The sequence below is a fragment of the Curtobacterium sp. VKM Ac-2887 genome, assembly GCF_015350935.1.
Lineage (GTDB): Bacteria > Actinomycetota > Actinomycetes > Actinomycetales > Microbacteriaceae > Curtobacterium.
Genome location: NZ_JADKSB010000005.1, coordinates 1 through 22,895, shown reverse-complemented (window position 1 = coordinate 22,895; position 22,895 = coordinate 1). Strand labels below are relative to the sequence as shown.

Sequence of the window (22,895 nt, the reverse complement as noted above, 5' to 3'; positions counted from 1 at the left end):
CTCGACGTCGTGGGACATCGAGGGAGTCGTTCCGAGTCGTTCGGACCCGCCCGAACCCGGCTCAGCTCGCGTCGAGCGGCAGCCCTTCGGGGTTGACCTCGGAGTGCTCCACGGCCTCGTTCGACAGGTTGTACGACTTGAGCCACTTCGCGTACGTGCCGTCGTCGATCAGCTCGTCGATGGCGTCCGCGATGGGCTCGGCGAGCCCGCTGTCCTTCTTCGTCGTCGCCGCGATGAGCCCCTGCAGGTCCCCGCCCGCGCCGGAGAACGTGCCGGCCGTCTTCGTGGGGTTCGCGCCGTCCGCGCTCAACGTGTTCTGGTACGCGACCGTCGGGTTCGGCCCGAAGTACGCGTCGATCTTGCCGGAGTCGAGCGCCAGCTTCACGGCGTTGCCGTCCGGGTAGTACTTGATCGTGATCGTCTTGCCCTGCTTCGCGAGGTCGGCCTTCCAGCCGAGCAGGATGAGCTCCTGGTTGGTGCCGGAACTGACGGCGACCGTCTTGCCGGCGAGCACGGACGGGTCGCCGTCGAACGCCAACGAGGAGTCCTCCGGCACCTGCAGCGCGAGGTTGTCCTGGCGGTACGAGGCGAAGTCGTACTTCTCCTTGCGCTGCTCGGTCACCGTGATGTTCGAGAACCCGGCGTCGTACTTGCCGCCGTCGATCCCGACGAACAGGTTGTCCCACGTGGCGTTCTGCACCTGGGCTTCGAGGCCGAGCTTCGCGGCGACGAGACGACCGAGGTCGGGCTCGGAGCCGGTCAGTGTCTTCTGGTCGTCGCCGGTGAACGCGAGCGGCGGGAACCCGGCCGGCAGCGCACCGATGCCGACGACGAGCTTGCCGGACTTCTTGATCGACGCCGGGAGTTCGTCGTGCAGCTTCTCGTCCGCGTCGACGGTGACCTTGGTCTCGGTGGCGGCACCGTTCGACGCGGCGCCGATCGTGACCGTGCCGTCCGACGCGCCGGAGCCCGAGCCGGAGCCGGCCGTCGCCGACGTGGCGCACCCGGCGAGGGCGACGACGACTCCGGTGGCGAGGACGAGGGCGCCGGCGCGGTTCCGCCAGCGTGCGGGGGTGGTGGGGGACATGGTTCTCCTGGGATCGGGTGGAAGGGGAAGGTGGAAGGGGAAGAAGGAACGTCGAGGGGACGGCGTCAGCGGACGCGGGACAGGAAGTCCCGCGTGCGAGCGTGCTGCGGATCGTCGAGCACCTGGGCGGGGGAGCCCTGCTCGACGACGCGGCCGTGGTCGAGGAACACGACGTGGTCGGCGACCTCGCGGGCGAAGGCGATCTCGTGCGTGACGATGACGAGCGTGGTGCCCGTGTCCGCCAACCCCCGGATGACGCCGAGCACCTCGCCGACGAGCTCCGGGTCGAGCGCCGAGGTCGGCTCGTCGAGCAGGACGACCGACGGCTCGAGCGCCAGCGCCCGCGCGATGGCCACGCGCTGCTGCTGCCCGCCGGAGAGCTGCCGCGGCCGGGTGTCGCCACGGTCACCGAGTCCGACGCGCTCGAGCAGAGCCGCCGCACGGGCGTGCGCCACGGCACGGGGGACCCCGGCGGCGATCGGCCCCTCGGCCACGTTCTCGAGCGCGGTCAGGTGCGGGAACAGGTTGAAGTGCTGGAACACGAACCCGATCCGCGACCGCTGCCGCAGGATCAGGCGCTCGGGCAGCTCCTTGTAGCGGGGGACCCCATCGCGCCCGGTCCGGAGCCGGACGCCGATCGTCTCGCCGCCGACCGTGACGACGCCGCGGTCGAGCGGTTCGAGGTGGTTGATCGCACGCAGCAGCGTGGACTTGCCGGACCCCGACGGGCCGAGCACCACGGTGACGCTCCCGGACGGCAACGACAGGTCGACGCCGTCGACGACGACCGTGTCACCGAACGCCTTGACGGCTCCGTGGATGCTGATCGCTGCGCTCATCAGATGGTCCTGTCGTCGATGGTGGAACCGGGGCTGGACGCGACCCCGCGCGCGGCGGAGGCGGCCTGCCGGGGGCGATCCGGGCCTCCAGGCCGTCCCGACCCACGTCCGGAACCGCGACGCACGGCGGCCCGCACCCGCTGGAACGGCGTGGGCGGCAACGCCCGCACCGAGCCGCGGGCGGTCCACCGCTCGACGTAGTACTGCACGATCGACACCGCGCTGGTGAGCGCGAGGTACCAGAGCGTCGCGACGACGAGCAGCGGGATGATGTCGGTCGGGTAGGTGCTCGACAGGTTCTGCACCACCCCGAACAGGTCGAGCAGCGACACGTAGAACAGCAGCGACGACGCCTTGAGCAGCCCGACGACCTGGTTCACGAACGCCGGCACGATCGACCGCAGTGCCTGCGGCAGGATCACCCGCACGAACTGGCGACGCCGGGGGAGCCCGAGGGCCTGCGCGGCCTCGTGCTGGCCGTGGTCAACGGCGAGCACGCCGGCGCGGACGATCTCGGAGGCGTAGGCGATCTCACTCAGGCTCAGGCCGATCACCCCGATGGCCAGGTCGCCGAGGACGTTGGCCGTGGTGACCTCGACCTGCGGCCCGAACGGGATCCCGATGCCGATCGTCGGGTACAGCGACCCGAGGTTGTACAGGAAGACGAGCACCAGGATGAGCGGCACGGAGCGGAACAGCCAGACGTAGCCCCACGCCAACCCGGACAGCACCGGGTTGTGCGAGAGCCGGGCGATCGCGACGACGATGCCGCCGGTGAAGCTGATGACCGCGCTCAGCGCCGTCGCGACGAGTGTGAGCTGCAGGCCGGTCAGGATCGCCGGGCTGAACAGCCACTTCCCGACGGCCGGCCAGCCCCACGACTCGTTCGTGAACAGCGTCTCGACGAAGTTCAGGAGCACCACCAGCACGACGGCCGCGGCGATCCAGCGCAGCGGGTGCCGCAGCGGGAGGACGGGTCGGTCGAGCGCGGCGCGTCCGGCGGCGTCCACGGACGTGGCGGTCGCGTCGGTTGCGTCGGTTGCGTCGCTCGCGACGGTCGGCCGGGAGGCCCGTGGTGCGTCCGGCGCTCCGGCCGCGTGGTCGACGCCGGTCGCGTCGACCCCGTCGGTGCCGGCGACGGCGCTGGTCGCGCCGCGGGGCAGTCCCGTTCTGGTGTCGGTCATGTCGCGACCGTAGAAGGGTCGCGGTGCCCGGACAACGCACCGTGAAACACACCGCTACGGGGCGGAACGCTGCGTCACAGTCGCCGCGCGCGTGACGTTCCGTGACGCCGGGTGCGCAGTACTGTTCTGCCATGACAGCGCACCGCGTGACCGCTCCAGCGCCCCCGGCGGACGGCAGCACGGCGAAGGGGCCGGCGTCGTACTTCCCGAGCATCGAGAAGACGTACGGCCGCCCGGTCCAGGAGTGGCTCGACCTGGTCGCCGAGCAGCTCGACGACCACCCGCACATGCAGGTCGTCGCCTGGCTGAAGACCGAGCACGGGCTCGGCCACGGCCATGCGAACGCGCTCGTCGCGTACGCGAAGCGGGCCCTCGCGGGTTGAGTGCACCCCGGTTTCCCGCAGTGTCGGTGGCGGTGCCTAGCGTGTGGACGTGGCCGAACCCGTCGACGCGTGGTGGCGCCGCCGACAGTGGTCGCGCGGCGAGGCGGTGCCGTACGCCGTCGGGCAGTTCCGCGCCGACTGGGCGCCGTACCCGGTGCTCATCCGGCAGTACCACCCGGACTGGAACCACGGCGTCGTCCTGACCCAGGTCCCGCCGGCGGCCGAGGTCCTGCTGACGTGGGAGTGCGACGTCGGCCACGTCTTCGTCGCCACGCCGTCCGAACAGCGCTCCCGGCCGGGTCGTGAACGCCGACGCTCGGTGTGGTGCCCGGAGTGCGCGGTGCAGGCGCAACCGCAGCGCTGGCCGGTCCTGCCGTCCGACTGGCCGTCGCAGGTGCCGGTCCCGCAGCGGGTGGTCCGGGCCACCGGTCGCCAGACCCTGCCGGCCGCGCCCTCCCGCGGGACCCCGGCCGGTGCTGTCGCCTCGAGCCGCACCCGCGCACGTCGACCGGCGCCGGGCACGCCGCGACGTCCGAGTCAGCCGGTGCCCCGCACGATCTGCCCGAAGACCCCGCGGCTGCCCTCGGGCGAGTCCTTCACGAGCGTCTGCGCCCCGGCGACGGCCTCCGCGGTCGAGGCAGAGCTCCGCGCGGCGCTGTCCGACCGGTTCGCGTTCACCTACGACCACTCCGCGATCCGCCTCGACCGGCCGTTCTTCGACCACGTCGAGGTCTGGCCGGACATCATCCTGCCCGAGCTGCGCGTCGCGATCGAGTACGAGTCGACCGGCCGCCACGGCCTCGAGCACGTCGGCCCGCGGCAGGACACCGACCGCCGGAAGGACCGCGCCGTCCGCGCCGTCGGCTGGGAGGTCGTCCGCATCCGCACCGGACGCCTGCCGGCGCTCGGGCCGTACGACCTGCAGGTGTCCGGCATCTCCGGCCGGACCGTCGATCGGCTCGCCGACACCCTGCGGGAGATCCGCGGCGACCTCTTCGTGGACGCGTACGCACGGTGACCGATCGGGGTACAGGATCCGCCGACGGGGTACACCCCGCCTGGGTCCACCGCGGAGCGACCGGTAGGCAAGAGGAGTGACCCCTGCGTTCTGCCTCCACGCGTTGGGGGCGAGCTCCGAGGAGTTCGCCCTGCTCCGCCGCGCCCTGATCCGCGACGACCTCGAACTCGTCGGGATCGACCTGCCCGGCTTCGGCCGCAGCCCGGCGTCGTCCGGCACGACCGTCGAGGAGATGGCCGTGCTCGTCGAGCGCGCGATCGGCGCCAGTGGCGCGAGCGAGTGGGTACTCGTCGGTCACTCCATGGGCGGCAAGGTCGCCACGGTCGTCGCCGACCGCACGATGTCCGGCGCGAACGGCCTGTTCGGGTTGCGCGCCGTGGTGCTGCTCGCGGCCTCGCCGCTCGCGCCCGAACCGATGGACGACGACCGCCGCGCCGCGATGCTCTCCTGGGCGGCGGACGGCTCGATCAGCGCGGCGCACGCCGCCGAGTTCGTCGACGCGAACACCGCGTCCACCCTGGCGCCCGAGCGACACACGACGGCCGTGCAGGACGTCGAGCGCGCCGATCCCGGTGCGTGGACGGCGTGGCTCACGCGCGGCAGCCGCGAGGACTGGTCCGACGCGGCCCCGAACCCCGTGCCGGCACTCGTGCTCGCCGGTGCCGAGGACGGCGACCTCGACGCCGAGGCGCAGCGGCGCCTGACGCTGCCGCACTGGCCCGACTCGGAGCTCCAGGTCATCGAGGGTGCTGCCCACCTGCTGCCGTGGGAGCAGCCCGAGGCGGTGGCGGACCGCATCCGCGACTTCTGGACCCGCCGGTTCACCGGGGCGCCCGTCGTGCCCGTCGAGCAGGCACGGGTGATCGCCTCGCCGCGGGTCAGCGCGCGCATGCGCTCCCTGTTGGCGGCCCGCGCGCTGCCCGATGACCCGTCCGCCGAACCGCGAGCGCTCACTGCTCGGCAACTCGACACCCTCCGTGCGATCGCGCGCATCGTCGTGCCGCAGCCCGGCGACGGTCAGGTGGACCTCGCCCTGCGCGTCGACGACCAGCTCGCCGCGGGGCTCGGTGACGGATGGCGCGTCGACGGCATGCCCACTGACCTCGAGGCGTACCGGGCAGCGCTCGACGTACTCGCCGGGCCGGCGCAGGACGGCGTGCTCGACAGCGCCCTGCAGGACGTGGCCGCCGGTCGGTACGGCGCCGACGGTGTGCTCGACGCCGTGATGGATGCAGCACAGCTGCGGGTTTGGTACGAGGACGCCAGCGTCGACCTCGTGAAGCACTGGCTTGCGCACCCCGCGACGATGGCGGCGATCGACTTCGACGGCTTCGCGAACGGGGGCGACGGCGTCCGCAAGCAGGGCTTCCAGTTGCTCGCCGCCGACCAGCGCGAGGCCTGGGAGCCAGCGGCACCCGACTGCCGCGAGCGCACCCGCGACGACACGCACGACGACACGCACGACGGCACCACGACGACGGAAGCAGCACGATGAGACTCGACGGACAGCGCACGTACGGCACGGACGACGTCGTCGACGTGGTGGTCGTCGGCACCGGAGCCGGCGGAGCGCCCCTGCTGGCCTCCCTGGCCCGACGTGGCCTGCGGGTCGTCGCCCTCGAGGCCGGTCGCAACACCGAGCCGGGAGACCACGTGCCCGACGAGGTCGCCGCCCCCGGGGACATCAACTGGATGGACGAGCGGCTGAGTGGCGGCGGCGCACCGACGGCGTTCGGCCCGAACAACAGCGGCACCGGAGTCGGTGGTTCGACGCTGCACTGGGGCGCGTTCACACCGCGTCCGAGCACGCACGACCTGTCGCTGCGCTCCGCGTCCGGCGTCGGTGAGGACTGGCCGATCAGCCACGCCGAGCTCACCGGGTGGATCGAGCAGGTCGAACACGACGTCGGGGTCGCTGGCCCCGAGCACTACCCGTGGGACCCGTCGCGCCGCTACCGGATGCGTCCGCCGGCGCGCAACGCCTCGTCGGACATGATGATGCGCGGGGCGGCGGCCGCCGGCATCACCGCGACCGACGCCCCCGTCGGCCTGACCACCGAGGACCGCCACCAGGAGCACCACGGCCTGCGGCACGCCTGCGTCTCCTGCGGCTCGTGCCACCAGGGCTGCCGCAACGGCGCGAAGGTATCGATGGACACCACCTACCTGCCCGCCGCGGTGGCGTTCGGCGCCGAGATCCGGCCGGACTCGTTCGTGCACGGCATCGAGCTCGATGCTTCCGGCGAGGTCAGCGCCGTGCTGTACACCCACGACGGCCGCGAGCACCGGCAGCGCTGCCGGGCCCTCGTGCTCGCCGCCGGCGGCATCGAGACCCCGCGCCTGCTGCTGCACACCGGGCTCGCGAACAGCAACGACCAGGTCGGCCGGAACTTCACCGCGCACGGCGCCACCCAGGTCTGGGCACGGTTCGACGAGTCGATGCGCTCCTACCGCGGCTACCCGTCGTCGATCATCACCGAGGACTTCGTCCGCCCCGCCGACGCGGACTTCGCCGGCGGGTACCTGATCCAGAGCCTCGGCGTGCAGCCGCAGACCTTCGCCAACACGCTCATCCGGGGCGGCGGCCTGCGCGGCGCCGAGCTCGTGCGGGCGCTGCAGGACTACCCGCACTCGGCGGGCGTCGGCATGAACGCCGAGTGCCTGCCGTACGACGACAACCGGCTGGTCCTCGCGGACGAGGTCGACGAGCACGGCGTGCCACGAGCCCGGGTCTCGTTCACCCCGGGCGCGAACGAGGACGCGATCCGCCGCCACGCCGTCCGCACCATGACGACCATCGTCGAGGCCGCCGGCGGCAAGGACGTCCGGGTCCTCGAGCGCACCGCACACACCATCGGCACGGCACGCATGGGCGCGGACCGCGAGACCTCGGTCGTCGACCCGGACGGCCGCTCGTGGGACGTCCCGAACCTGTGGATCGCCGACAACTCGGTGTTCCCGAGCGCCGTCATCGCGAACCCGGCGCTGACGATCATGGCGCTGTCCCTGCGCACCGCCGACCGGATGCTCCGCGCGGCCTGACGGCCTGGGCGGGCCGCCGACGTGGGCGGGCCGCCGGCGCGGACGCGCTCCGGCCCGCTCGGTCAGCCGCGCAGCGCGAGTGCCTCGCTCGTCCACCGGGCGTGCAGGTCCCACGGGTCCTCCACACCGGCCGCGACGGCGTCGACGTGCGCGAGCAGCTCCGGTGTCGCCCGGAACCACTCGGTGCCGGGGTACCGGGTGGCCGCGAACTGCGCGTGCCGCCGACGTTCGAGTGACCGGTCGCCCCGCTCGAACGCCAGGAGGTCCTGGTGCGGGATCGCGGCCAGCCGCTGCCTCGGGTTCATCGTCGTGCCGATCTTCACCCGGTCGCCGAAGTCGTCGCGCATCCGCAGGTAGTACACGACGTCGACCCGCGGGGGAGCGAGGTCGCCGTCGGGTACGTCGCCCCACCGCCACTCGCACCGTGCGCAGACGAACGCCGTCGGGAACCGCACCCCGACACGGGATCCGCACACCGGGCACGGGCCCGGCAGGGTGTCCTCGACGCCGACGTGCTCGGCCGCGAACTCGGTCACCAGCGTGACGTGCGTCGCGCACAGGGGCACGACCGTGAGCGCGTCCGCAGCGGGGCCCGCGCAACCCGGCACGCAGCACGACGAGGTGACCATGCTCGGAACGCTAGCCGGACCCACCGACGTGCCCCGGGCCTCCCGGCCGCCCTGCGCACCCGCGCACCCGCGCCGGACCGGTGCGTCCCTGCCGGGAACGGGCGTACCTGGTCGGTTGGAACGACCAGGTACGCCCGTTCCCGCTTCCCACCGCGTCCGTTCTGGGAAGGACCGGGCGTCCCTGCCGGGAACGGGCGTACCTGGTCGGTTGGAACGACCAGGTACGCCCGTTTCCGCTTCCCACCGCAACCGCTCTGGGAAGAACCGTGCAGGCCGAGACCCGTCAGTCGGTGAAGATCACGCCGACCGGCTCGCGCTTCTCCTCCTGGAACTGGTCCTCGCCGCGGCCGAGCGCCCAGTAGGCCGACAGCGACATCTCGCGCTTCTCCAGCCCCCAGTCGTCCTGCAGCAGCCGACGGATCGCCTTCATCGCGGTCCGCTCGCCGTGTGCGAACACCTGGACCGGCCGGGAGGCACGGGGCAGCGCCCGGGCCGCGTCCAGCAGGAGCGTGCCCGGCTGGGCGCCGGTGGCGTCGCGGTGCAGCCACCGCAGGTCGACCCCGGCCGGGCGCGCGATCTCCTGCTCGTCGGCAGGGCCGGCGACCTCGACCAGGGCGACGCCCGTGGCCGTGTCGGACATCGACTCCAGCGCGGCGCCGATGGCCGGCAGGGCGCTGTCGTCGCCGAGCAGGACGTGGGTGACGTCCGGGTCGTCGACGGGCGCGTAGCCACCGCCGGGACCGGACAGCGCGAGCTTGTCGCCGGGCTGCGCCGCTGCGGCCCAGGGCCCGGCGAGCCCGTCGTCGCCGTGCACGACGAAGTCGACGGAGATCGTCTTCGCGGTGTGGTCGACAGCCCGCACCGTGTAGGTCCGGCGGGCCGGTCGGTCCTGCTTCGGCAGCGTCTCGCGCAGTTCCTCGAGGTCGTACGGGGGCTCGAGGCCGAGCGACGGCTTGGCGAGCAGGAGCTTGACGTACTTGTCGGTGGCGGCCAGCTTGTCCGGGTCGGCTGTGCCCACGAAGTCGTCGAAGGCCGGGCCACCGAGGTGGACGCGCACCATGTGCGGCGACAGTCGCTCGGTGCGGGCGACGACGAAGACGTGCTGGGGGCGTTTGGGCTTGGAGCTCATCGGTACGAGCGTCCTCTCTCCTGCTTGACGTTTGTCGAACTAAGGTTAGCCTTACCTCATGGACACGACCGTCATCCCGTTCTCCGAGCTGCTGCGCAAGCGCACGCGTCGCTCGCACGGTTCCTCGGCCGGGAACGGCTTCATGCACGACCTGCTCGGCGGGAAGTGCGACGTCGCCGACTACGCGGCGTTGCTCGGACAGTACTCGTTCGTCTACGACGCCCTCGAACGTGCGGCCGAGCGGATGGCGGACCACCCGGTGGCGGCGCCGTTCGTCACCTCGCAGCTGACCCGGATGCCGGCGATCCGCGCCGACCTCGAGTACCTGATCGGCCCGGACTGGTCCGAGCTGGTCTGCCCGCTCCCCGCCACGACGGCGTACGTGCGGCGGCTCAACGAGGTCGCGGCCGAGTGGCCGGGCGGCTTCGTCGCGCACCACTACACGCGGTACCTCGGCGACCTGTCCGGCGGGCAGATGATCGGGCGGATGCTCTCCGACCAGTTCGGCTTCGACACGAACGGCGTCCTGTTCTACATCTTCGACCAGGTCGCGGACCCGAGTGCCTTCAAGGACACCTACCGTGCGCAGCTCGACGCGGCGCCGTGGACGGCCGACGAGCAGGAGCGGGTCATCGCCGAGGTCGAACTGGCGTACTCGCTCAACAACGGCCTGCTCGAGGGTCTCGACGCCCGGCGTCGCCCGGTGAGCGACGGGGCCGGCGACGTGGCGGTGACCGCGTGACCGAGCCGTTCGACGACGAGGCGCGCCGAGCGATCCTCCGACACATGAACGCCGACCACGCGGTCGACAACCTGGCGATCGTCCGCGCGAACGGGGCCGCGACCGCCGTGGCCGCGACGATGACCGAGATCGACGCGATCGCCGGTGTCTGGCTCGCCCGGCTCGACGACGGCGACGAGGAACAGGTCATCGTGCCCTGGACGTCGCCGCTGACCGACCGCCGCTCGGCGCGGGTGCAGATCGTCGAGGTCCACTGCGCCGCGCAGGCCCAGCTCGCCGAACCGAGCTGAACCGAGCCGATCCGCGCTGATCCGAGCTGATCTGAGCCGATCCGCGCCGACCACAGACCCGCCGGGATCGCGGACCGCGTCGCAACTGCAGGGGTGCTCCCGCGACGCGTCGCGATCCCGGCGTCCCCCCCTCCCTGCATGCCTGCGCTGCGCGCGCGTCTGTGTTCCGGGCGCCCTGCCCGCTGGTCCGTCCGGACGGTCGACGTCACGGGTGGCCGCGGGCCGATACGCTGCTCGGAGCCGGGACGGTGTTCCCGGACGACCCCGAAAGGACCCCATGACGGCGATCGACGGATCGGCGCGCCATGAGCGCGCTCGGGACGACGTCAGCGGCGCGGTCGACAGTGACCTGCGCGCCGACGTGCGCTACCTCGGCAACCTGCTCGGCCGGGTGCTGCGCGAGAACGGCGGCGACGAGCTGCTGCGTGACGTGGAGTCGCTGCGTGCGGCCGTGATCGACGCCTACGAGGGCGACCACGCCGAGGGTGCTGCCCGCGCGCAGACCCTCGTGTCCGCGATGTCGGCCGAGCGCGCCGAAGCGGTGGCGCAGGCCTTCACGACGTACTTCCACCTCACGAACCTGGCCGAGGAGCACCACCGCGTGCGGGTGCTCCGGCAGCGCGGCGACGACGGCGGCCTGGCCGGCGACTCGTTCCCGGCGACCTACGCGGAACTCGTGGCCGAGGTCGGTGAGGCCGAGGCGGCCGAGCGACTCCGGACGCTGCAGTTCCACCCGGTGCTGACCGCACACCCGACCGAGGCCCGCCGTCGTGCGGTGACCACGGGCGTGCGGCGCATCACGGACCTCATCGACGAGCGTGACCGCTCGAAGAACGCCACCGCGCGTGCCGAGAACGAGCGACGGCTGCTCGAGGAGATCACGACGCTCCTGCGCACCTCGCCGCTCCGCACGACCCGTCCGACCCCGCTCGACGAGGTCCGCACGGCCATGAGCGTCTTCGACCAGACGCTGTTCGAGATCGTCCCGCAGGTCTACCGCCTGCTCGACGACCGGCTGCAGGGCGACGACGCCGGTCGCGCACCGGTGACGGCACCCGCGTTCGTGCGGTTCGGTACCTGGATCGGCGGCGACCGCGACGGCAACCCGCACGTGACCGCCGACATCACGCGCCAGGCTGCGGAGATCGCGGCCGAGCACATCCTGATCGGGCTCACCCGTGCCACCACCCGCATCGGCAGCGCCCTGACCCTCGACGCGAGCGACACCCCGGCCGACGCTGGGCTCGCCGCGCTCGTGGCGGCGCAGGAGTCGCTCGACCCGGGCATCGCCGAGCGCATCGGCGTCCGCGCCCCGAACGAGACCCACCGCCGCGCGCTCCTGTTCACGGCCGCGCGCATCGACGCCACCCGCCAGGGCACGACGCCGCTCGCGTACCACGGCCCGGACGCCCTGCTCGCCGACCTCCGGACGATCCAGGCGTCGCTCGTCGCCGCCGGCGCGATCCGGCCGGCGAACGGTGAGCTGCAGAACCTCATCTGGCAGGTCGAGACCTTCGGGTTCCACCTGGCCGAGCTCGAGGTCCGGCAGCACTCGCAGGTGCACCGCACGGCCCTGGCGGAGATCCGGGCCGGCGGCGCGCTGAGCGAGACCACCGAAGAGGTCCTCGCGGTCTTCCGGACCATCGCCGACCTGCAGGACCGCTACGGCGTCCGTGCCGCCAGTCGGTACATCGTGTCCTTCACGCAGTCGGCGGCGGACCTGGCGAACGTGCACGAACTCGCCGTCGCCGCACTCGGCTCGCCCGAGGCCGCCCCGGTGCTCGACGTCATCCCGCTCTTCGAGACCTTCGCCGACCTGCACGCCAGCGTCGACATCCTCGACGAGGCCGTCCGCACCGAGACGTTCCAGCGTCGTCTGGCCGCCACCGGCCGTCGGCTCGAGGTCATGCTCGGCTACTCGGACTCGTCGAAGGACGTCGGTCCGGTCTCCGCGAACCTGGCGCTCTACGACGCCCAGGCCCGCATCGCCGACTGGGCGCGGGACAACGAGGTCGAGCTCACCCTGTTCCACGGTCGCGGCGGTTCGCTCGGCCGCGGCGGCGGGCCGGCCAACGAGGCCGTCCTCGCGCAGCCGCCGGGATCGATCGACGGTCGCCTGAAGCTCACCGAACAGGGCGAGGTCATCTTCGCGCAGTACGGCGACCAGGACATCGCGGCCCGTCACCTCGAGCAGATGGCCTCGGCCACCCTGTTCGCGTCGTCGCCGTCCAACGAGGCGCGCACGGCCGCTGCTGCCATCCGGTTCGCCGACCTCGCGCAGCAGCTGGACGACGTCTCGCGCGTCGCGTTCTACGACCTGGTCAAGGCGGACGGGTTCGCTCCGTGGTTCGCACGGGTCACCCCGATGGAGGAGATCGGTCTGCTCCCGCTCGGCTCCCGCCCGGCCCGCCGCGGGCTGTCGGTCGAGTCGCTCGAGGACCTCCGGGCGATCCCGTGGGTGTTCTCGTGGACGCAGGCGCGGATCAACCTGGCCGGCTGGTACGGGCTCGGCTCCGCGCTCGAGGCGGTCGGTGACGTCGACGTCCTGCGTGCCGCCTACGCCGAGTGGCCGCTGTTCGGCGCGATGATCAAGAACGTCGAGATGTCGCTCGCGAAGACCGACGAGCACATCGCCCGCCGGTACCTCGAGCTCGCGGACCGCGACGACCTCGCCGCCAAGGTGCTCGACGAGATGACGCGGACCCGTGACTGGGTGCTCCGGATCTCGGGTGGCAGCGACGTGCTCGAGGACCGTCCGGTCCTGGCCCGGGCCGTGCGCCTGCGCAGCCCCTACGTCGACGCCCTGTCGCACCTGCAGCTCCGCGCGCTCCGGTCCATCCGGACGACGGGCAGCACCGATCCGACCGACGCCGACCACCGTCTGCTCCTGCTCACCGTGAACGGGATCGCCGCCGGCCTGCAGAACACCGGCTGACGCCGGCAGCCCCGCACCGCCGAGTGGTCACGAACCGTCGGCTCCGTTGTCGCCGCGCGACGGTTCGCGACCACTCGGCGGACGTGAGCGGCGCGCCGTGTCCGCTCGCCGTGGCGGACGGGAGGCCCGTGGCGGCGCTGTCCCGGGCCTCCCGTCCGGCGCCGCGCACGTCCAGGGCTGCACCGCCGAGCGGTCACGCGACGTCGGCTGCCCGGTCGCCGTGCGACGGTTAGTGACCACTCGGCAGACGTGAGCGGCGCGCTCCTGTCCGCCTGCACGCACGCCGTACCCCCGTCGAATCGATTCGGGTGCGCGTAGCGTGTCGGTCGTGACGACGGAGCGCACCCGGAAACCGACCACGACCACCCTGCCGCCGATCGTGCCGCTGGCCCTGATCGTCGGGGTGTCGCCGTTCGCCACCGACATGTACATCCCGGCGCTGCCGCAGATCGCCCACGACCTCGGCACGACCCCCGGTGCCGTGCAGTTGTCGCTCACGGCGTTCCTCGTCGCCTTCGCGGTCGGGCAGTTGCTCGTCGGACCCGTCAGCGACGGGGTCGGTCGGCGGCCGATGCTCGTCGTCGGCACCGCGGTGTTCGCGCTCGCCTCGGTCGGGTGCGCCCTCGCGCCGGACGTCGTCACGCTCGTCCTCGCCCGCATCGCCCAGGGGCTCGGCGGGGCGGCCGGAGCGGTCGCCGGCCGGGCGATGGTGTCGGACGTGGCGAGCGGGACCCGGATGGCGAAGGTCTTCGGCACGCTCGCCGCGATCAACGCGATCGGCCCCGTCGTGGCACCGCTGGCCGGAGGCGCCGTGCTGACGTTCGGCACGTGGCGGATCATGTTCGTCGTGCTGGCGGTGCTCGGCGCGCTGTTCTTCGCGATGGTGGTGCTGCGGTTCCGCGAGACCCTGCCGCCGGAGCGACGCGGGCGCGTGGGCTTCGCCGCGAACGGTCGACGCATCCGTGAACTGCTGGCGATCCCGCGGTTCCGGGCGTACGTGCTGAGCGGGGTGCTGTCCACCGTGGGGTTCTTCGCGTACATCGCGACCAGCTCGTTCGTGTTCCAGACCCAGTTCGGCTTCTCCGAGGGCCTGTACACGCTGGTCTTCGCCACGAACGCCTCGATGATGATCGTCACCACGCTGGTGTTCGGCCGGGTCGTCGGACGGTTCTCCGAGGACTCCCTGCTCACCGTCGGACTGCTCGTCGGCACCGCAGGTGCGGCGGCGGTCCTCGTCTCGGCGCTGCTCGACCTCGGTCCGGTGCCGGTCTGGTGCGCCCTCGCGGTCGTCACGGGTGCGTGGGGCTTCGTGCTGCCCGCGGCGATGACCCGGACGCAGCACGTCGGGGCGGCGCACCCGGGGACGGCCGCGGCCCTGCAGGGCGGCCTGACGTTCGGGATCGGCGGCCTCGGGACACCGCTCGCTGGCGCGCTCGGCGGGACCGCGCTGGCGATGGGCGGAGTCATGGCAGCACTCATGGCCGCAGCCGTCGTGGTGCAGGTCACCGCGACGCGTCGGGATCGCAGCGGGACCTGACGCGGCGGAGCCGGTAGGTTGCTGGTTGCAAGGCGCACCGATCAGAGGAGACCACCCGGCATGGACATCGTCGTACACGAAGCGCAGCCCGACACCGCGGTACTCGAGTGCAGCGGGCGCCTCAACATGGTGTCCGCCCCCGAGTTCCGCGAGGCGGTCGCGAAGGTCGTCGACAACGGACGTGCCCGCGTCGTGGTCGAGCTCTCCGGCGTCGAGTTCATGGACTCGTCCGGGCTCGGCGCGCTGGTCGGAAGCCTGAAGACCGCGCGGCAGGCGGGCGGCGACCTCCGCATCGCAGCGCCGTCCGAGCAGGTGCAGATGGTCCTGCAGCTCTCCAACATCGACAAGATCCTCCGCACGTACCCCGACGGGGACGCTGCGGTCACCGACTGGTGATGACTGCCCCGGCTGCCGAGCACACGCTCGCGTTGTCGTGCCCGCCGGACGACGTGTCCGCCGTGCACGAGTTCCTGGCGGGCGTGTGGCAGCACGAGCCCACGGTCTCCGTCGAGGACCGGATGGCCCTCGAACTCGCGATCGTCGAACTGACCTCGAACGTGATCGAGCACGGGACACGCCCGGAGGGCGTCTCCTGCCGCCTGCGCCTCGAGATCGGAGCGGACCGGTTCGCCGCACTGCTCTCCGACGACGGCGTCGCCGCCGCCGTGGACACCGAGTCGGCCGAGTTGCCCGACGGACTCGCCGAGAGCGGCCGCGGACTCGCCCTGGTCCGGATGGTCGTGGACGACCTGCGGTACGAGCGGATCGCCGACGAGAACCGGTGGACGGTCCTGCGCGCCCGTCACTGACCGCCACCACGTGACCCGTCGCTTCGTCCGTCTCGCGCACTCCGTGGGCCACAATCCGCAAGGTGCCGCGGGGGATTCCCGGGGTTCCTGGCCGCCGTGTCACGATTCGCGCGATGACAGCCGAACCGGATCCCAGGATCAGCTTCGAGACGTCGGGGGCCGATCTCGACGCTGCCGTGCACATGTACGAGGACGCCTACGCCAGTGTGGGCTTCACCGCGACCCGCACGGAGCGTCCGTTCGCGTACCGTTTCCGCGTCGTCGGCGACGACGTGATGTCGTTCCGGTCGACCCGGTTCGACGCGCGGATGCAGGGTGAGCTGGACGTCCGCGACGAGTACGTCGTCATGTGGATCACGGACGGCGGCGGGCGCGTCGACATCGGCCGGCAAGAGGTCGCGTTCACGCCCGCCGCCCCGATGATGTTCCCGACCGGCCGTCCCTTCGCCTTCGACCTGCAGGACGTCCGACAGAGCCTGGTGCAGTTCGACCGCACCGCCCTGGAGCGCGTCGCCGCCGAGGTCCACGGTGCGCAGCCGGGTCCGCTCGTCTTCGACCACACGGCGACGCCGCGCACGGCCGAGCTGCGGGGCTGGAACGCGCAGGTCCAGCGTGCCGCGGCGGTCGTGCTCGGTCGGGCGTCGGTCAGTTCGCTCGCCCTGGCCGAGGTCGCGCGGGACACCGCCCGGTCCCTGCTCCGGACCTTCCCGCACAAGCTGCTGGCCCCGGACGTCCCCCTGCCGCAGGGCGCCACGGGCCGTGTCCGCGAGGCCGTCGAGTACATGCACGCCTTCGCGCACACGCCGATCTCGACCACCGACGTCGCCGAGCACGTCGGGTTGAGCGTCCGCGGCCTGCAGCAGGCGTTCCAGCGGCAGGTCGGCACCGCCCCGAACGCGATGCTGCGCGGGATCCGTCTCGATCGGGTGCGCGAGGAGCTCCGCCGTGCGTCGACGGGCGACCTGACCGTGGCGAGCGTGGCGATGCGGTGGGGCTTCGCACACCTCGGCCGGTTCTCGGCGGCGTACGCGGCGCGCTTCTCCGAGTACCCGCGCGACACCCTGCAGCGCTAGGTCCGTCCGGGGTTCGCTACGCTGCCCGGGTGAGCAGACCTCGACCGTGGGTGATCGTGCCCGGGATCTGGAACTCCGACGCGGAGCACTGGCAGTCCGTCTGGCAGCGGGAGTGTGGCGACGACGCCGTCCGCATCGCACCGGCGTCCTGGGGTGAGCCGGACCCGGGGGACTGGCGAGACGCCATCTCCCGCGCGGTCGCGTCGTGCGCCGAACCGCCGGTGCTCGTCGCGCACAGCCTGGGCGTGCTCGCCGTCGCCGACTGGCTCGTCGCAGACGCCGCAGCCGTCGCGGGAGCCGCCGGTCCCACCGTCGCCGGCGCCTTCCTCGTTGCGCCGCCGGACCCCGCGGCACCGGGCTTCCCCGCGGCCGCCTCCGGGTTCCCCGCGCCCCGCCCGATCCCGGTCGGCACCGCAGCGGCCCGCGTTCCGACCCGCCTGGTGGTGAGCGACGACGACCCGTACTGCACCGCCGACCGTGCTCTGGCGTTCGCGGAGACGATGGGGGCCGCGGTACTCCGGGTCGGCCCGCTCGGCCACGTCAACGTCGCCAGCGGTGTCGGCGCCTGGCCCGCCGGTCGGGAGCTCCTCGGCGCGTTCGAGCGGACGCTCTGACCCGACCCCCGGGGCGACGGGCGACACGCCGTTCACGTTCGGGGCGATATGGCAGGGATTGCTGCGACACACCGCGGATGTCCCGAGTTTCGGCGCGCGCGATATTTATCCTTCGGACATGGAGACCCAGTCCGGTGCACGCACCCCCCTCGTCGACCCGATCGGTCGCGAGGTCGAGGAGTGGCTCCGCGACGCCCCGGCGACGCGCACGCCGTACGTGGCGGACCTCGTGGTCCCGCCCGTCACCGGCCCGGTGCAGCGCCCCGGCGCCGTGGCCGACGCCACCGCTGTCCAGACGCCGGACGCCACCGCTGTCCAGACGCCGGACGCCAGCACCGCGGCTGCAGCAGTCGCCGCGCCCGAAGCCAGCACCGCGCCTGAAGCCAGCACCGCGCCCGCAGCTCCCGCGTTCCGCCGCGACCGCGCCCGGCACGCCGCCGTCTGCGCACCGTCGTTCCCCGAACCGCCGGAGCGCCTCGCCCTGCGCATCGAGGACCTCGCGATCCAGGTCTCGTCGTCCACCGGTCGCAGCACCATCGAGCGGATCGTCCTGCTCGAGGACGAGGTCCGTCGCCGCGACGAGGACCTCGCCCGCCTCGCCGCCTGGGAGGCCACCGTCGACGGCGCGGACGACCCGGAGGTCACCGCAGCCCGCGCCTTCGCCCAGACCGTCTTCGCGGACCTGCTCGAGGACGCCGCCGCCGAGTCGGACCGTCGCGACCGTGCAGCCGCCCGCCGTGCCGCGACCGCTCCGGTCGCCGTCGTGACCGGCGTCGCCCCCGCTCCCGCGGTGGCCGTGGTCCGCCCCGCACCGGCGGCAGCAGCCGCACCGGCAGCCGACGTCGTCACGGCGACCCCGGCCGTGGCGCTGGTCGCCCCGGAACGCGACGAGCCCGTGCGACCGGTGCTGGGCCTCCCGGCCGTGTCGCCGGTGTCCGCGAACACGCGACCCACGCCGCTCGTCCAGCCCGCCACCGGGCCGACGGTCATCGACCGTGCCGCGTTCGCGGCCGCCCTCACCGCCCACCAGGGCACGACCGCGAGCACGCCCGTCGTGCTGCCGGACGTGATCGCCGTACCCGTCGTCGAGACGGCCGCACCGGCGAGCTTCGACACCGAAACCGGCACCGACACCGAAACCGGCACCGACGAGCCGGCCCGGCCCGGCTGGTGGTCGCGACTCGTCGCCGGCCTGCTCCGTGCGCTCGGTCGCCGCTGACCGGGAGGCCCGGATCACCCCGCGCGGACCGGCTGCCGGTGCCGACGCGGTCGCCTCGGTAGACTGACCGGATGCCGACGCTCCGCGAACTCCAGGCCGTGATCGAAGACCTGTGGCCCGCCGCAGGAGCCGAGTCGTGGGACGCCGTCGGACTGGTCGCCGGGGACCCGGACGCCACCGTCGAGCACGTCCACCTGGCCGTCGACGCCCTCCCCGCGACCGCACGTGAAGCGGTCGAGCTCGGTGCCGGGCTCCTGCTCACGCACCACCCGCTCCTGCTCCGCGGCGTCACGACGATCGCCGAGTCGACGTACAAGGGCAGCGTCCTCGCGACCCTCGTGCGCGGTGGCAGCGCCCTGATCGCGGCCCACACCAACGCCGACGTCGTCACCACCGGTACCTCGGCCGTGCTCGCCGACCGGATCGGCCTCACCGACCAGCGTCCGCTCGACGCGGGCGCCGACCCCGCGACGGGCATCGGCCGCGTCGGGGTCCTCGCCGAGGGCACGACCCTCGGCGCCCTGGCACGGAAACTCGTCGACCTGCTGCCGCCCACCGCGACCGGGGTCCGGGTGTCCGGCGACTTCGACCAGCCCGTCCGCACCGTGGCACTGTGCGCCGGCGCGGGGGACTCGCTGCTCGGCCACCCCGCCGTCCTCGCTGCCGACGTGTACATCACGAGCGACCTCCGCCACCACCCGGCGTCCGAGTTCCGCGAGCAGGCGCTGCTCGGCGGCGGTCCCGCCCTCATCGACACCTCGCACTGGGCCACCGAGTGGCTCTGGCTCGACGTCGCGGCCGCGCAACTGCGCCAGGCTGCCGGCGTCCGGGTCACCGTGAGCGACCTCCGCACCGACCCGTGGGACTTCGCGGTCCTGCCGGCGGCCGAACCCACCACCCCCACTGAAGGAGTCTGACCATGAAGGCAGCACCCGAGGACCAGGTCATCCTCCTCGACGTCCAACGACTCGACAACGACGTCACCCGCATCGCGCACCGCATCACGTCGCTGCAGAAGGGCGACCAGCTCACCGGACTCGGCACCAAGGCCGCCGGGCTGCGCAGCGAACTCGTCGCCGCGACCGGCCTGGTCGAGGACGCCGAACGCGAACTCGCCCGCCTGGAGTCCGACACCGCCACCGCGCAGGCCCGCGTCGAGCGCGACACCACGATGCTGCAGAACGTGTCGAACTCGAAGGACGCGACCGGCCTGCAGAACGAGCTCGAGTCGCTGCAGCGCCGCATCGGTGGCCTCGAGACCGCCGAACTCGAGGTCATGGAGAACCTCGACGGCCTCCGCGCCCGGGTCGGCGACATCGAGGCGCAGCTCGCCGACGTCGAAGCCGCCCGCTCCAGCCTGGTCGCCGAGCGTGACGCCGAGATCGCGCGGCTGTCGTCCGACCGTGCCTCTGCCGAGCAGGCCCGGGCCGACGTCGCCGCGAAGGTGCCGGCCGAGCTGCTCGCGCTCTACGACCGGCAGCGTGCCCGCTACGGCTTCGGTGCGTCGCTGCTGCAGGGTGGGGTGTCGACGGCGTCGGGCGTGGCGCTGAACAACTCGGACCTGCAGGACATCCGCCGGGCCGCGCCGGACGACGTGGTGCTGTGCCCGGACAGCGACGCGATCCTGGTGCGGACGGCCGAGTCCGGGCTGTAGGCGCTCGCACGCTGTCGACGGCAGGCGCGGTGCCAGCTGGCACCGCGCCTGCCGTCTGTGGTGCACGGTGCGGGATGTGGCGGCGCGGGGGCGCACGGTGCGGGGTGTGGCGGCGCGGGGGCGCACGGTGCGGGGTGTGGCGGCGCGGGGGCGCACGGTGCGGGGTCCGTCGCCTGGTGCGAGGTTGCACGCTCGGTGCGGCCTTGTGACGCTGCACCGAGCGTGCAACCTCGCACGGGATCGCGAGCGCCGCACCATGCGTCGAGCACGGGTCTCGTGGAAGTGGGGCGAATGGGCCGGCCGTACGCCGGGTTCTGTCCCGCCGCTTGCACGGCGGTGACGGCCATCTCTCTCGGACCGACGTTGCCGTCGGCCTCCAGCGGTCTACCCGAGGACTCGGCGAGCAGCCTCAGCGTCCTCTGTCTGACCTTGCTCCGGGCGAGGTTTACCGAGCGGATCCGGTCACCCGGACCCCTGGTGGTCTCTTACACCACCGTTTCACCCTTACCGACGTTGCCGCCGGCGGTCTGCTTTCTGTGGCACTGTCTCGCGGATTGCTCCGGGTGGGTGTTACCCACCGCCCTGCTCTGTGGAGCCCGGACGTTCCTCGGCACTCCCGGGGGAGTGACGCGACCGTCTCACCGACCCATTCGCAGGTCCGAGTGTACCGGCCCCGTGCCCGTGCCCGTGCCCGCCCGTGCCCGCGCCCCGAGGTTCCGAGATCTCGGCATGTCGGCGCGCACGAGGGGGCTCCGTGGAACCTCGGCGCACCGCAGGCGGCGAGTCGTGGAACCTCGGCGCCAGCGGCGGGGCGCGTCGAACCGCAGCGAACGACTCCCACGCCGCACGGTGCGGGCCAGTGCGGGCTCGATCGTCCGACCGACCGCCGGGTCAGGCGCTCCGGGCAGCCAGGGTCGCCGCGCCGATGATGCCGGCGTTGTTGCGCAGGGTCGCCGGGATGATCTTCGCCTGCAGGTCGAGCAGCGGCAGGAACTCCTCGTACTGCTTCGACACGCCGCCGCCGACGACGAAGAGCTCGGGGGAGAGCAGGGCCTCGAGCGTCGAGTAGTAGGTCTGCAGGCGCTTCGCCCAGTGCTTCCACGACAGGTCGTCGCGCTCCTTGGCAGCGAAGGACGCGCGCGACTCGGCGTCGTGCCCGTCGATCTCCAGGTGTCCGAGCTCCGAGTTCACGATGAGCACACCGTCGTTGATGAGCGCGCTGCCGATCCCGGTGCCCAGCGTCGTCACGATCACCAGGCCGTCCTTGCCCTTCGCCGCGCCGAACTGCTGCTCGGCGAACCCGGCGGCGTCGGCGTCGTTGACGAAGTGGATCGCGCGGCCGAGCTCCTTCTCGAACAGCGCTTCGGCCTCGAAGCCGATCCACTTCTTCGACACGTTCGCAGCCGACATGGTCTTGCCGTCCCGCACGATCGCGGGGAAGCACACGCCGACGGGGACGTCGGCCGCGGGTGCGAGTTCGTCGAGGATCGAGGCGACGACGGCGGTGATGTCGTGGGGCTTCCCGCCTTCCGGGGTGGCCTTCTTGATGCGGTCCGTGGTCAGTTCACCGGACGCGACGTCGACGATCGCGCCCTTGATGCCCGTACCACCGATGTCGACGCCGACTGCGAGGGAGGTCATGAGGTTGTCGTGCCTTTCGGTTGCCTGCCGGAGTGCCCGGTCAGGAAGGGGTGTCCGGTCAGGAGACGGTGAGGAGCTCCGCGCCGCGTTCGGTGACGACGAGGGTGTGCTCGAACTGCGCGGTCCACGACTTGTCGCGCGTCGAGACCGTCCAGTCGTCGGACCAGATGTCGGCCTCGATCCCGCCGAGGGTCAACATGGGTTCGATGGTGAACACCATGCCCTGCTCGATGACGTCGTCGTACTGCGGCGCGTCGTAGTGCGGGATGATCAGGCCGGAGTGGAAGGCACGACCGACACCGTGGCCGGTGTAGTCGCGGACGACTCCGTAGCCGAAGCGCTTCGCGTACGCCTCGATGGCGCGGCCGATGACGTTCACCTCCCGGCCGGGGGCCACGGCCTTGATGCCGCGTCGGAGCGCTTCTTCGGTCCGCGTCACCAGGTCCGACACCTCCTGCGACGCCTGCCCGACGATGAACGTGCGGTTTGTGTCGCCGTGCATCCCGTCCTTGTAGGCGGTGATGTCGATGTTGACGAGGTCGCCCTCCTGCAGGACGGTGTCGTCGGGGATGCCGTGGCAGATGACCTCGTTGAGGCTCGAGCACAGTGACTTCGGGTACCCGCGGTACCCGAGCGTCGACGGGTAGGCGCCGTGTGCGACGACGAAGTCGTGGCCGATGCGGTCGAGTTCGTCGGTGGTCACGCCCGGACGGATCGCCGCGCCGACGGCGTCGATGGCCTGGGACGCGATGCGGCCGGCGGTGCGGATGCGCTCGACCTCGTCGGGGGAGTACGTGTCACCGAGGCCGTGCTCGTGCGGTTCGACCTTGCCGACGTACTCCGGGCGTTCGATGTCCTTCGGGACGGTCCGGAGCGGGGAGACGCGGCCGGCGGTCAGGTGTCCGTGTTCGTCCCGGGGCATGCCGACCACTCTAGCCGCGGCGCGACGCGCCGAGCGCAACCGCCCTACGGTGCGGCCCGACGGGGTGGGCGTGACCGCCCTAGGGTGCGGCCCGACGGGGTGGGCGTGACCGCCTGGAGGCCCGGTGCCGGTCCGCCGGACCGGCACC

22 protein-coding genes and 1 other RNA gene are annotated in these 22,895 nt (G+C 72.6%); 15 read left to right on the top strand and 8 right to left on the bottom strand.

The genetic code is table 11. The annotated features are described in order from the left end of the window. Positions 1–61 precede the first annotated feature (61 nt). The 3 genes from ITJ69_RS07250 to ITJ69_RS07240 all read right to left on the bottom strand — a co-directional run bounded on the left by ITJ69_RS07250 (position 62) and on the right by ITJ69_RS07240 (position 3,110). Positions 62–1,087, bottom strand: coding sequence for a transporter substrate-binding domain-containing protein (locus ITJ69_RS07250; RefSeq protein WP_194672435.1), 1,026 nt, complete (start codon positions 1,085–1,087; stop codon positions 62–64). Between the two features lie 65 nt (positions 1,088–1,152). Further along, on the bottom strand, positions 1,153–1,926 hold the full coding sequence (locus ITJ69_RS07245; RefSeq protein ID WP_194672434.1) for an amino acid ABC transporter ATP-binding protein: 774 nt from the start codon (positions 1,924–1,926) through the stop codon (positions 1,153–1,155). Beyond that, complete coding sequence (locus ITJ69_RS07240) at positions 1,926–3,110, bottom strand: amino acid ABC transporter permease (RefSeq protein WP_194672433.1); 1,185 nt, start codon at positions 3,108–3,110, stop codon at positions 1,926–1,928. Before ITJ69_RS07240 ends, ITJ69_RS07245 begins: the two co-directional genes overlap by 1 nt. Positions 3,111–3,241: 131 nt before the next feature. Between ITJ69_RS07240 and ITJ69_RS07235 the strand changes: the two genes are divergently transcribed. The 4 genes from ITJ69_RS07235 (at position 3,242) to ITJ69_RS07220 (ending at position 7,553) form a co-directional block, all read left to right on the top strand. Next, complete coding sequence (locus tag ITJ69_RS07235) at positions 3,242–3,493, top strand: DUF4287 domain-containing protein (RefSeq protein ID WP_123340492.1); 252 nt, start codon at positions 3,242–3,244, stop codon at positions 3,491–3,493. Between the two features lie 49 nt (positions 3,494–3,542). Beyond that, entirely contained in the window at positions 3,543–4,511 is a 969-nt protein-coding gene (locus ITJ69_RS07230; protein ID WP_194672432.1) for a hypothetical protein, read from the top strand. Between the two features lie 76 nt (positions 4,512–4,587). Then, positions 4,588–6,006, top strand: coding sequence for an alpha/beta fold hydrolase (locus ITJ69_RS07225; RefSeq protein WP_194672431.1), 1,419 nt, complete (start codon positions 4,588–4,590; stop codon positions 6,004–6,006). Next, the gene (locus ITJ69_RS07220) at positions 6,003–7,553 is read left to right on the top strand and encodes a GMC family oxidoreductase (protein WP_194672430.1); all 1,551 of its coding nucleotides are present in this window, start codon (positions 6,003–6,005) and stop codon (positions 7,551–7,553) included. Before ITJ69_RS07225 ends, ITJ69_RS07220 begins: the two co-directional genes overlap by 4 nt. Before the next feature lie 62 nt (positions 7,554–7,615). Here the strand turns inward: ITJ69_RS07220 and ITJ69_RS07215 are convergent, their stop codons facing one another. Together ITJ69_RS07215 and ITJ69_RS07210 are read right to left on the bottom strand one after the other, a co-directional pair. Then, a complete protein-coding gene (locus tag ITJ69_RS07215) occupies positions 7,616–8,182 on the bottom strand; it encodes a GIY-YIG nuclease family protein (protein ID WP_194672429.1) in 567 nt (188 codons plus the stop codon). 283 nt (positions 8,183–8,465) lie between these two features. Then, entirely contained in the window at positions 8,466–9,311 is an 846-nt protein-coding gene (locus tag ITJ69_RS07210; protein ID WP_194672428.1) for a siderophore-interacting protein, read from the bottom strand. Between the two features lie 58 nt (positions 9,312–9,369). Here ITJ69_RS07210 and ITJ69_RS07205 point away from each other — a divergent pair, with 58 nt between their 5' ends. The 11 genes from ITJ69_RS07205 to ITJ69_RS07155 all read left to right on the top strand — a co-directional run bounded on the left by ITJ69_RS07205 (position 9,370) and on the right by ITJ69_RS07155 (position 20,184). After that, complete coding sequence (locus tag ITJ69_RS07205; protein ID WP_194672427.1) at positions 9,370–10,053, top strand: heme oxygenase (biliverdin-producing); 684 nt, start codon at positions 9,370–9,372, stop codon at positions 10,051–10,053. Continuing rightward, complete coding sequence (locus ITJ69_RS07200; protein ID WP_323743050.1) at positions 10,050–10,343, top strand: DUF2470 domain-containing protein; 294 nt, start codon at positions 10,050–10,052, stop codon at positions 10,341–10,343. Before ITJ69_RS07205 ends, ITJ69_RS07200 begins: the two co-directional genes overlap by 4 nt. A gap of 277 nt (positions 10,344–10,620) precedes the next feature. Beyond that, positions 10,621–13,278 carry a phosphoenolpyruvate carboxylase gene (locus ITJ69_RS07195; protein ID WP_194672426.1) on the top strand — a complete coding sequence of 886 codons (2,658 nt, stop codon included), beginning with the start codon at positions 10,621–10,623 and terminating at the stop codon, positions 13,276–13,278. A gap of 328 nt (positions 13,279–13,606) precedes the next feature. Then, positions 13,607–14,815, top strand: coding sequence for a multidrug effflux MFS transporter (locus tag ITJ69_RS07190; protein ID WP_323743049.1), 1,209 nt, complete (start codon positions 13,607–13,609; stop codon positions 14,813–14,815). Between the two features lie 60 nt (positions 14,816–14,875). Beyond that, entirely contained in the window at positions 14,876–15,211 is a 336-nt protein-coding gene (locus ITJ69_RS07185; protein WP_123292661.1) for an STAS domain-containing protein, read from the top strand. Then, positions 15,211–15,624 (top strand): ATP-binding protein, encoded by a 414-nt coding sequence (locus ITJ69_RS07180; RefSeq protein WP_123292662.1) that lies wholly within the window; start codon positions 15,211–15,213, stop codon positions 15,622–15,624. Before ITJ69_RS07185 ends, ITJ69_RS07180 begins: the two co-directional genes overlap by 1 nt. Before the next feature lie 113 nt (positions 15,625–15,737). After that, complete coding sequence (locus ITJ69_RS07175) at positions 15,738–16,697, top strand: helix-turn-helix transcriptional regulator (protein ID WP_194672424.1); 960 nt, start codon at positions 15,738–15,740, stop codon at positions 16,695–16,697. A 29-nt stretch (positions 16,698–16,726) separates the two neighbouring features. After that, entirely contained in the window at positions 16,727–17,311 is a 585-nt protein-coding gene (locus ITJ69_RS07170; RefSeq protein ID WP_194672423.1) for an RBBP9/YdeN family alpha/beta hydrolase, read from the top strand. A gap of 118 nt (positions 17,312–17,429) precedes the next feature. After that, positions 17,430–18,530, top strand: a complete 1,101-nt coding sequence (locus ITJ69_RS07165; protein WP_194672422.1) for a hypothetical protein — start codon at positions 17,430–17,432, stop codon at positions 18,528–18,530. A 71-nt stretch (positions 18,531–18,601) separates the two neighbouring features. Next, complete coding sequence (locus ITJ69_RS07160; RefSeq protein ID WP_194672421.1) at positions 18,602–19,447, top strand: Nif3-like dinuclear metal center hexameric protein; 846 nt, start codon at positions 18,602–18,604, stop codon at positions 19,445–19,447. Between the two features lie 2 nt (positions 19,448–19,449). Next, a complete protein-coding gene (locus ITJ69_RS07155) occupies positions 19,450–20,184 on the top strand; it encodes a zinc ribbon domain-containing protein (RefSeq protein WP_123938186.1) in 735 nt (244 codons plus the stop codon). Positions 20,185–20,472: 288 nt separating this feature from the next. Here ITJ69_RS07155 and rnpB read toward each other — a convergent pair. The 3 genes from rnpB to map form a co-directional block, all read right to left on the bottom strand. Beyond that, positions 20,473–20,833, bottom strand: an RNA gene (gene rnpB, locus ITJ69_RS07150) — RNase P RNA component class A. Positions 20,834–21,075: 242 nt separating this feature from the next. Next, positions 21,076–21,825, bottom strand: a complete 750-nt coding sequence (gene ppgK, locus ITJ69_RS07145) for a polyphosphate--glucose phosphotransferase (protein ID WP_194672420.1) — start codon at positions 21,823–21,825, stop codon at positions 21,076–21,078. Between the two features lie 58 nt (positions 21,826–21,883). Beyond that, positions 21,884–22,747: a type I methionyl aminopeptidase gene (map, locus tag ITJ69_RS07140; protein ID WP_194672419.1), complete on the bottom strand. Its 864-nt coding sequence runs from the start codon at positions 22,745–22,747 to the stop codon at positions 21,884–21,886. Between the last annotated feature and the right edge of the window lie 148 nt (positions 22,748–22,895).

Coding starts and splice junctions, on each gene's coding strand:
- ITJ69_RS07185 (WP_123292661.1), top strand. CDS start 14,876: ATGGACATCGTCGTACACGAAGCGCAGCCCGACACCGCGGTACTCGAG.
- ITJ69_RS07210 (WP_194672428.1), bottom strand. CDS start 9,311: ATGAGCTCCAAGCCCAAACGCCCCCAGCACGTCTTCGTCGTCGCCCGC.
- ITJ69_RS07165 (WP_194672422.1), top strand. CDS start 17,430: ATGGAGACCCAGTCCGGTGCACGCACCCCCCTCGTCGACCCGATCGGT.
- ITJ69_RS07235 (WP_123340492.1), top strand. CDS start 3,242: ATGACAGCGCACCGCGTGACCGCTCCAGCGCCCCCGGCGGACGGCAGC.
- ITJ69_RS07215 (WP_194672429.1), bottom strand. CDS start 8,182: ATGGTCACCTCGTCGTGCTGCGTGCCGGGTTGCGCGGGCCCCGCTGCG.
- ITJ69_RS07220 (WP_194672430.1), top strand. CDS start 6,003: ATGAGACTCGACGGACAGCGCACGTACGGCACGGACGACGTCGTCGAC.
- ITJ69_RS07195 (WP_194672426.1), top strand. CDS start 10,621: ATGACGGCGATCGACGGATCGGCGCGCCATGAGCGCGCTCGGGACGAC.
- ITJ69_RS07175 (WP_194672424.1), top strand. CDS start 15,738: ATGACAGCCGAACCGGATCCCAGGATCAGCTTCGAGACGTCGGGGGCC.
- ITJ69_RS07245 (WP_194672434.1), bottom strand. CDS start 1,926: ATGAGCGCAGCGATCAGCATCCACGGAGCCGTCAAGGCGTTCGGTGAC.
- ITJ69_RS07155 (WP_123938186.1), top strand. CDS start 19,450: ATGAAGGCAGCACCCGAGGACCAGGTCATCCTCCTCGACGTCCAACGA.
- ITJ69_RS07240 (WP_194672433.1), bottom strand. CDS start 3,110: ATGACCGACACCAGAACGGGACTGCCCCGCGGCGCGACCAGCGCCGTC.
- ITJ69_RS07160 (WP_194672421.1), top strand. CDS start 18,602: ATGCCGACGCTCCGCGAACTCCAGGCCGTGATCGAAGACCTGTGGCCC.
- ITJ69_RS07180 (WP_123292662.1), top strand. CDS start 15,211: ATGACTGCCCCGGCTGCCGAGCACACGCTCGCGTTGTCGTGCCCGCCG.
- ITJ69_RS07205 (WP_194672427.1), top strand. CDS start 9,370: ATGGACACGACCGTCATCCCGTTCTCCGAGCTGCTGCGCAAGCGCACG.
- ITJ69_RS07250 (WP_194672435.1), bottom strand. CDS start 1,087: ATGTCCCCCACCACCCCCGCACGCTGGCGGAACCGCGCCGGCGCCCTC.
- ppgK (WP_194672420.1), bottom strand. CDS start 21,825: ATGACCTCCCTCGCAGTCGGCGTCGACATCGGTGGTACGGGCATCAAG.
- map (WP_194672419.1), bottom strand. CDS start 22,747: ATGCCCCGGGACGAACACGGACACCTGACCGCCGGCCGCGTCTCCCCG.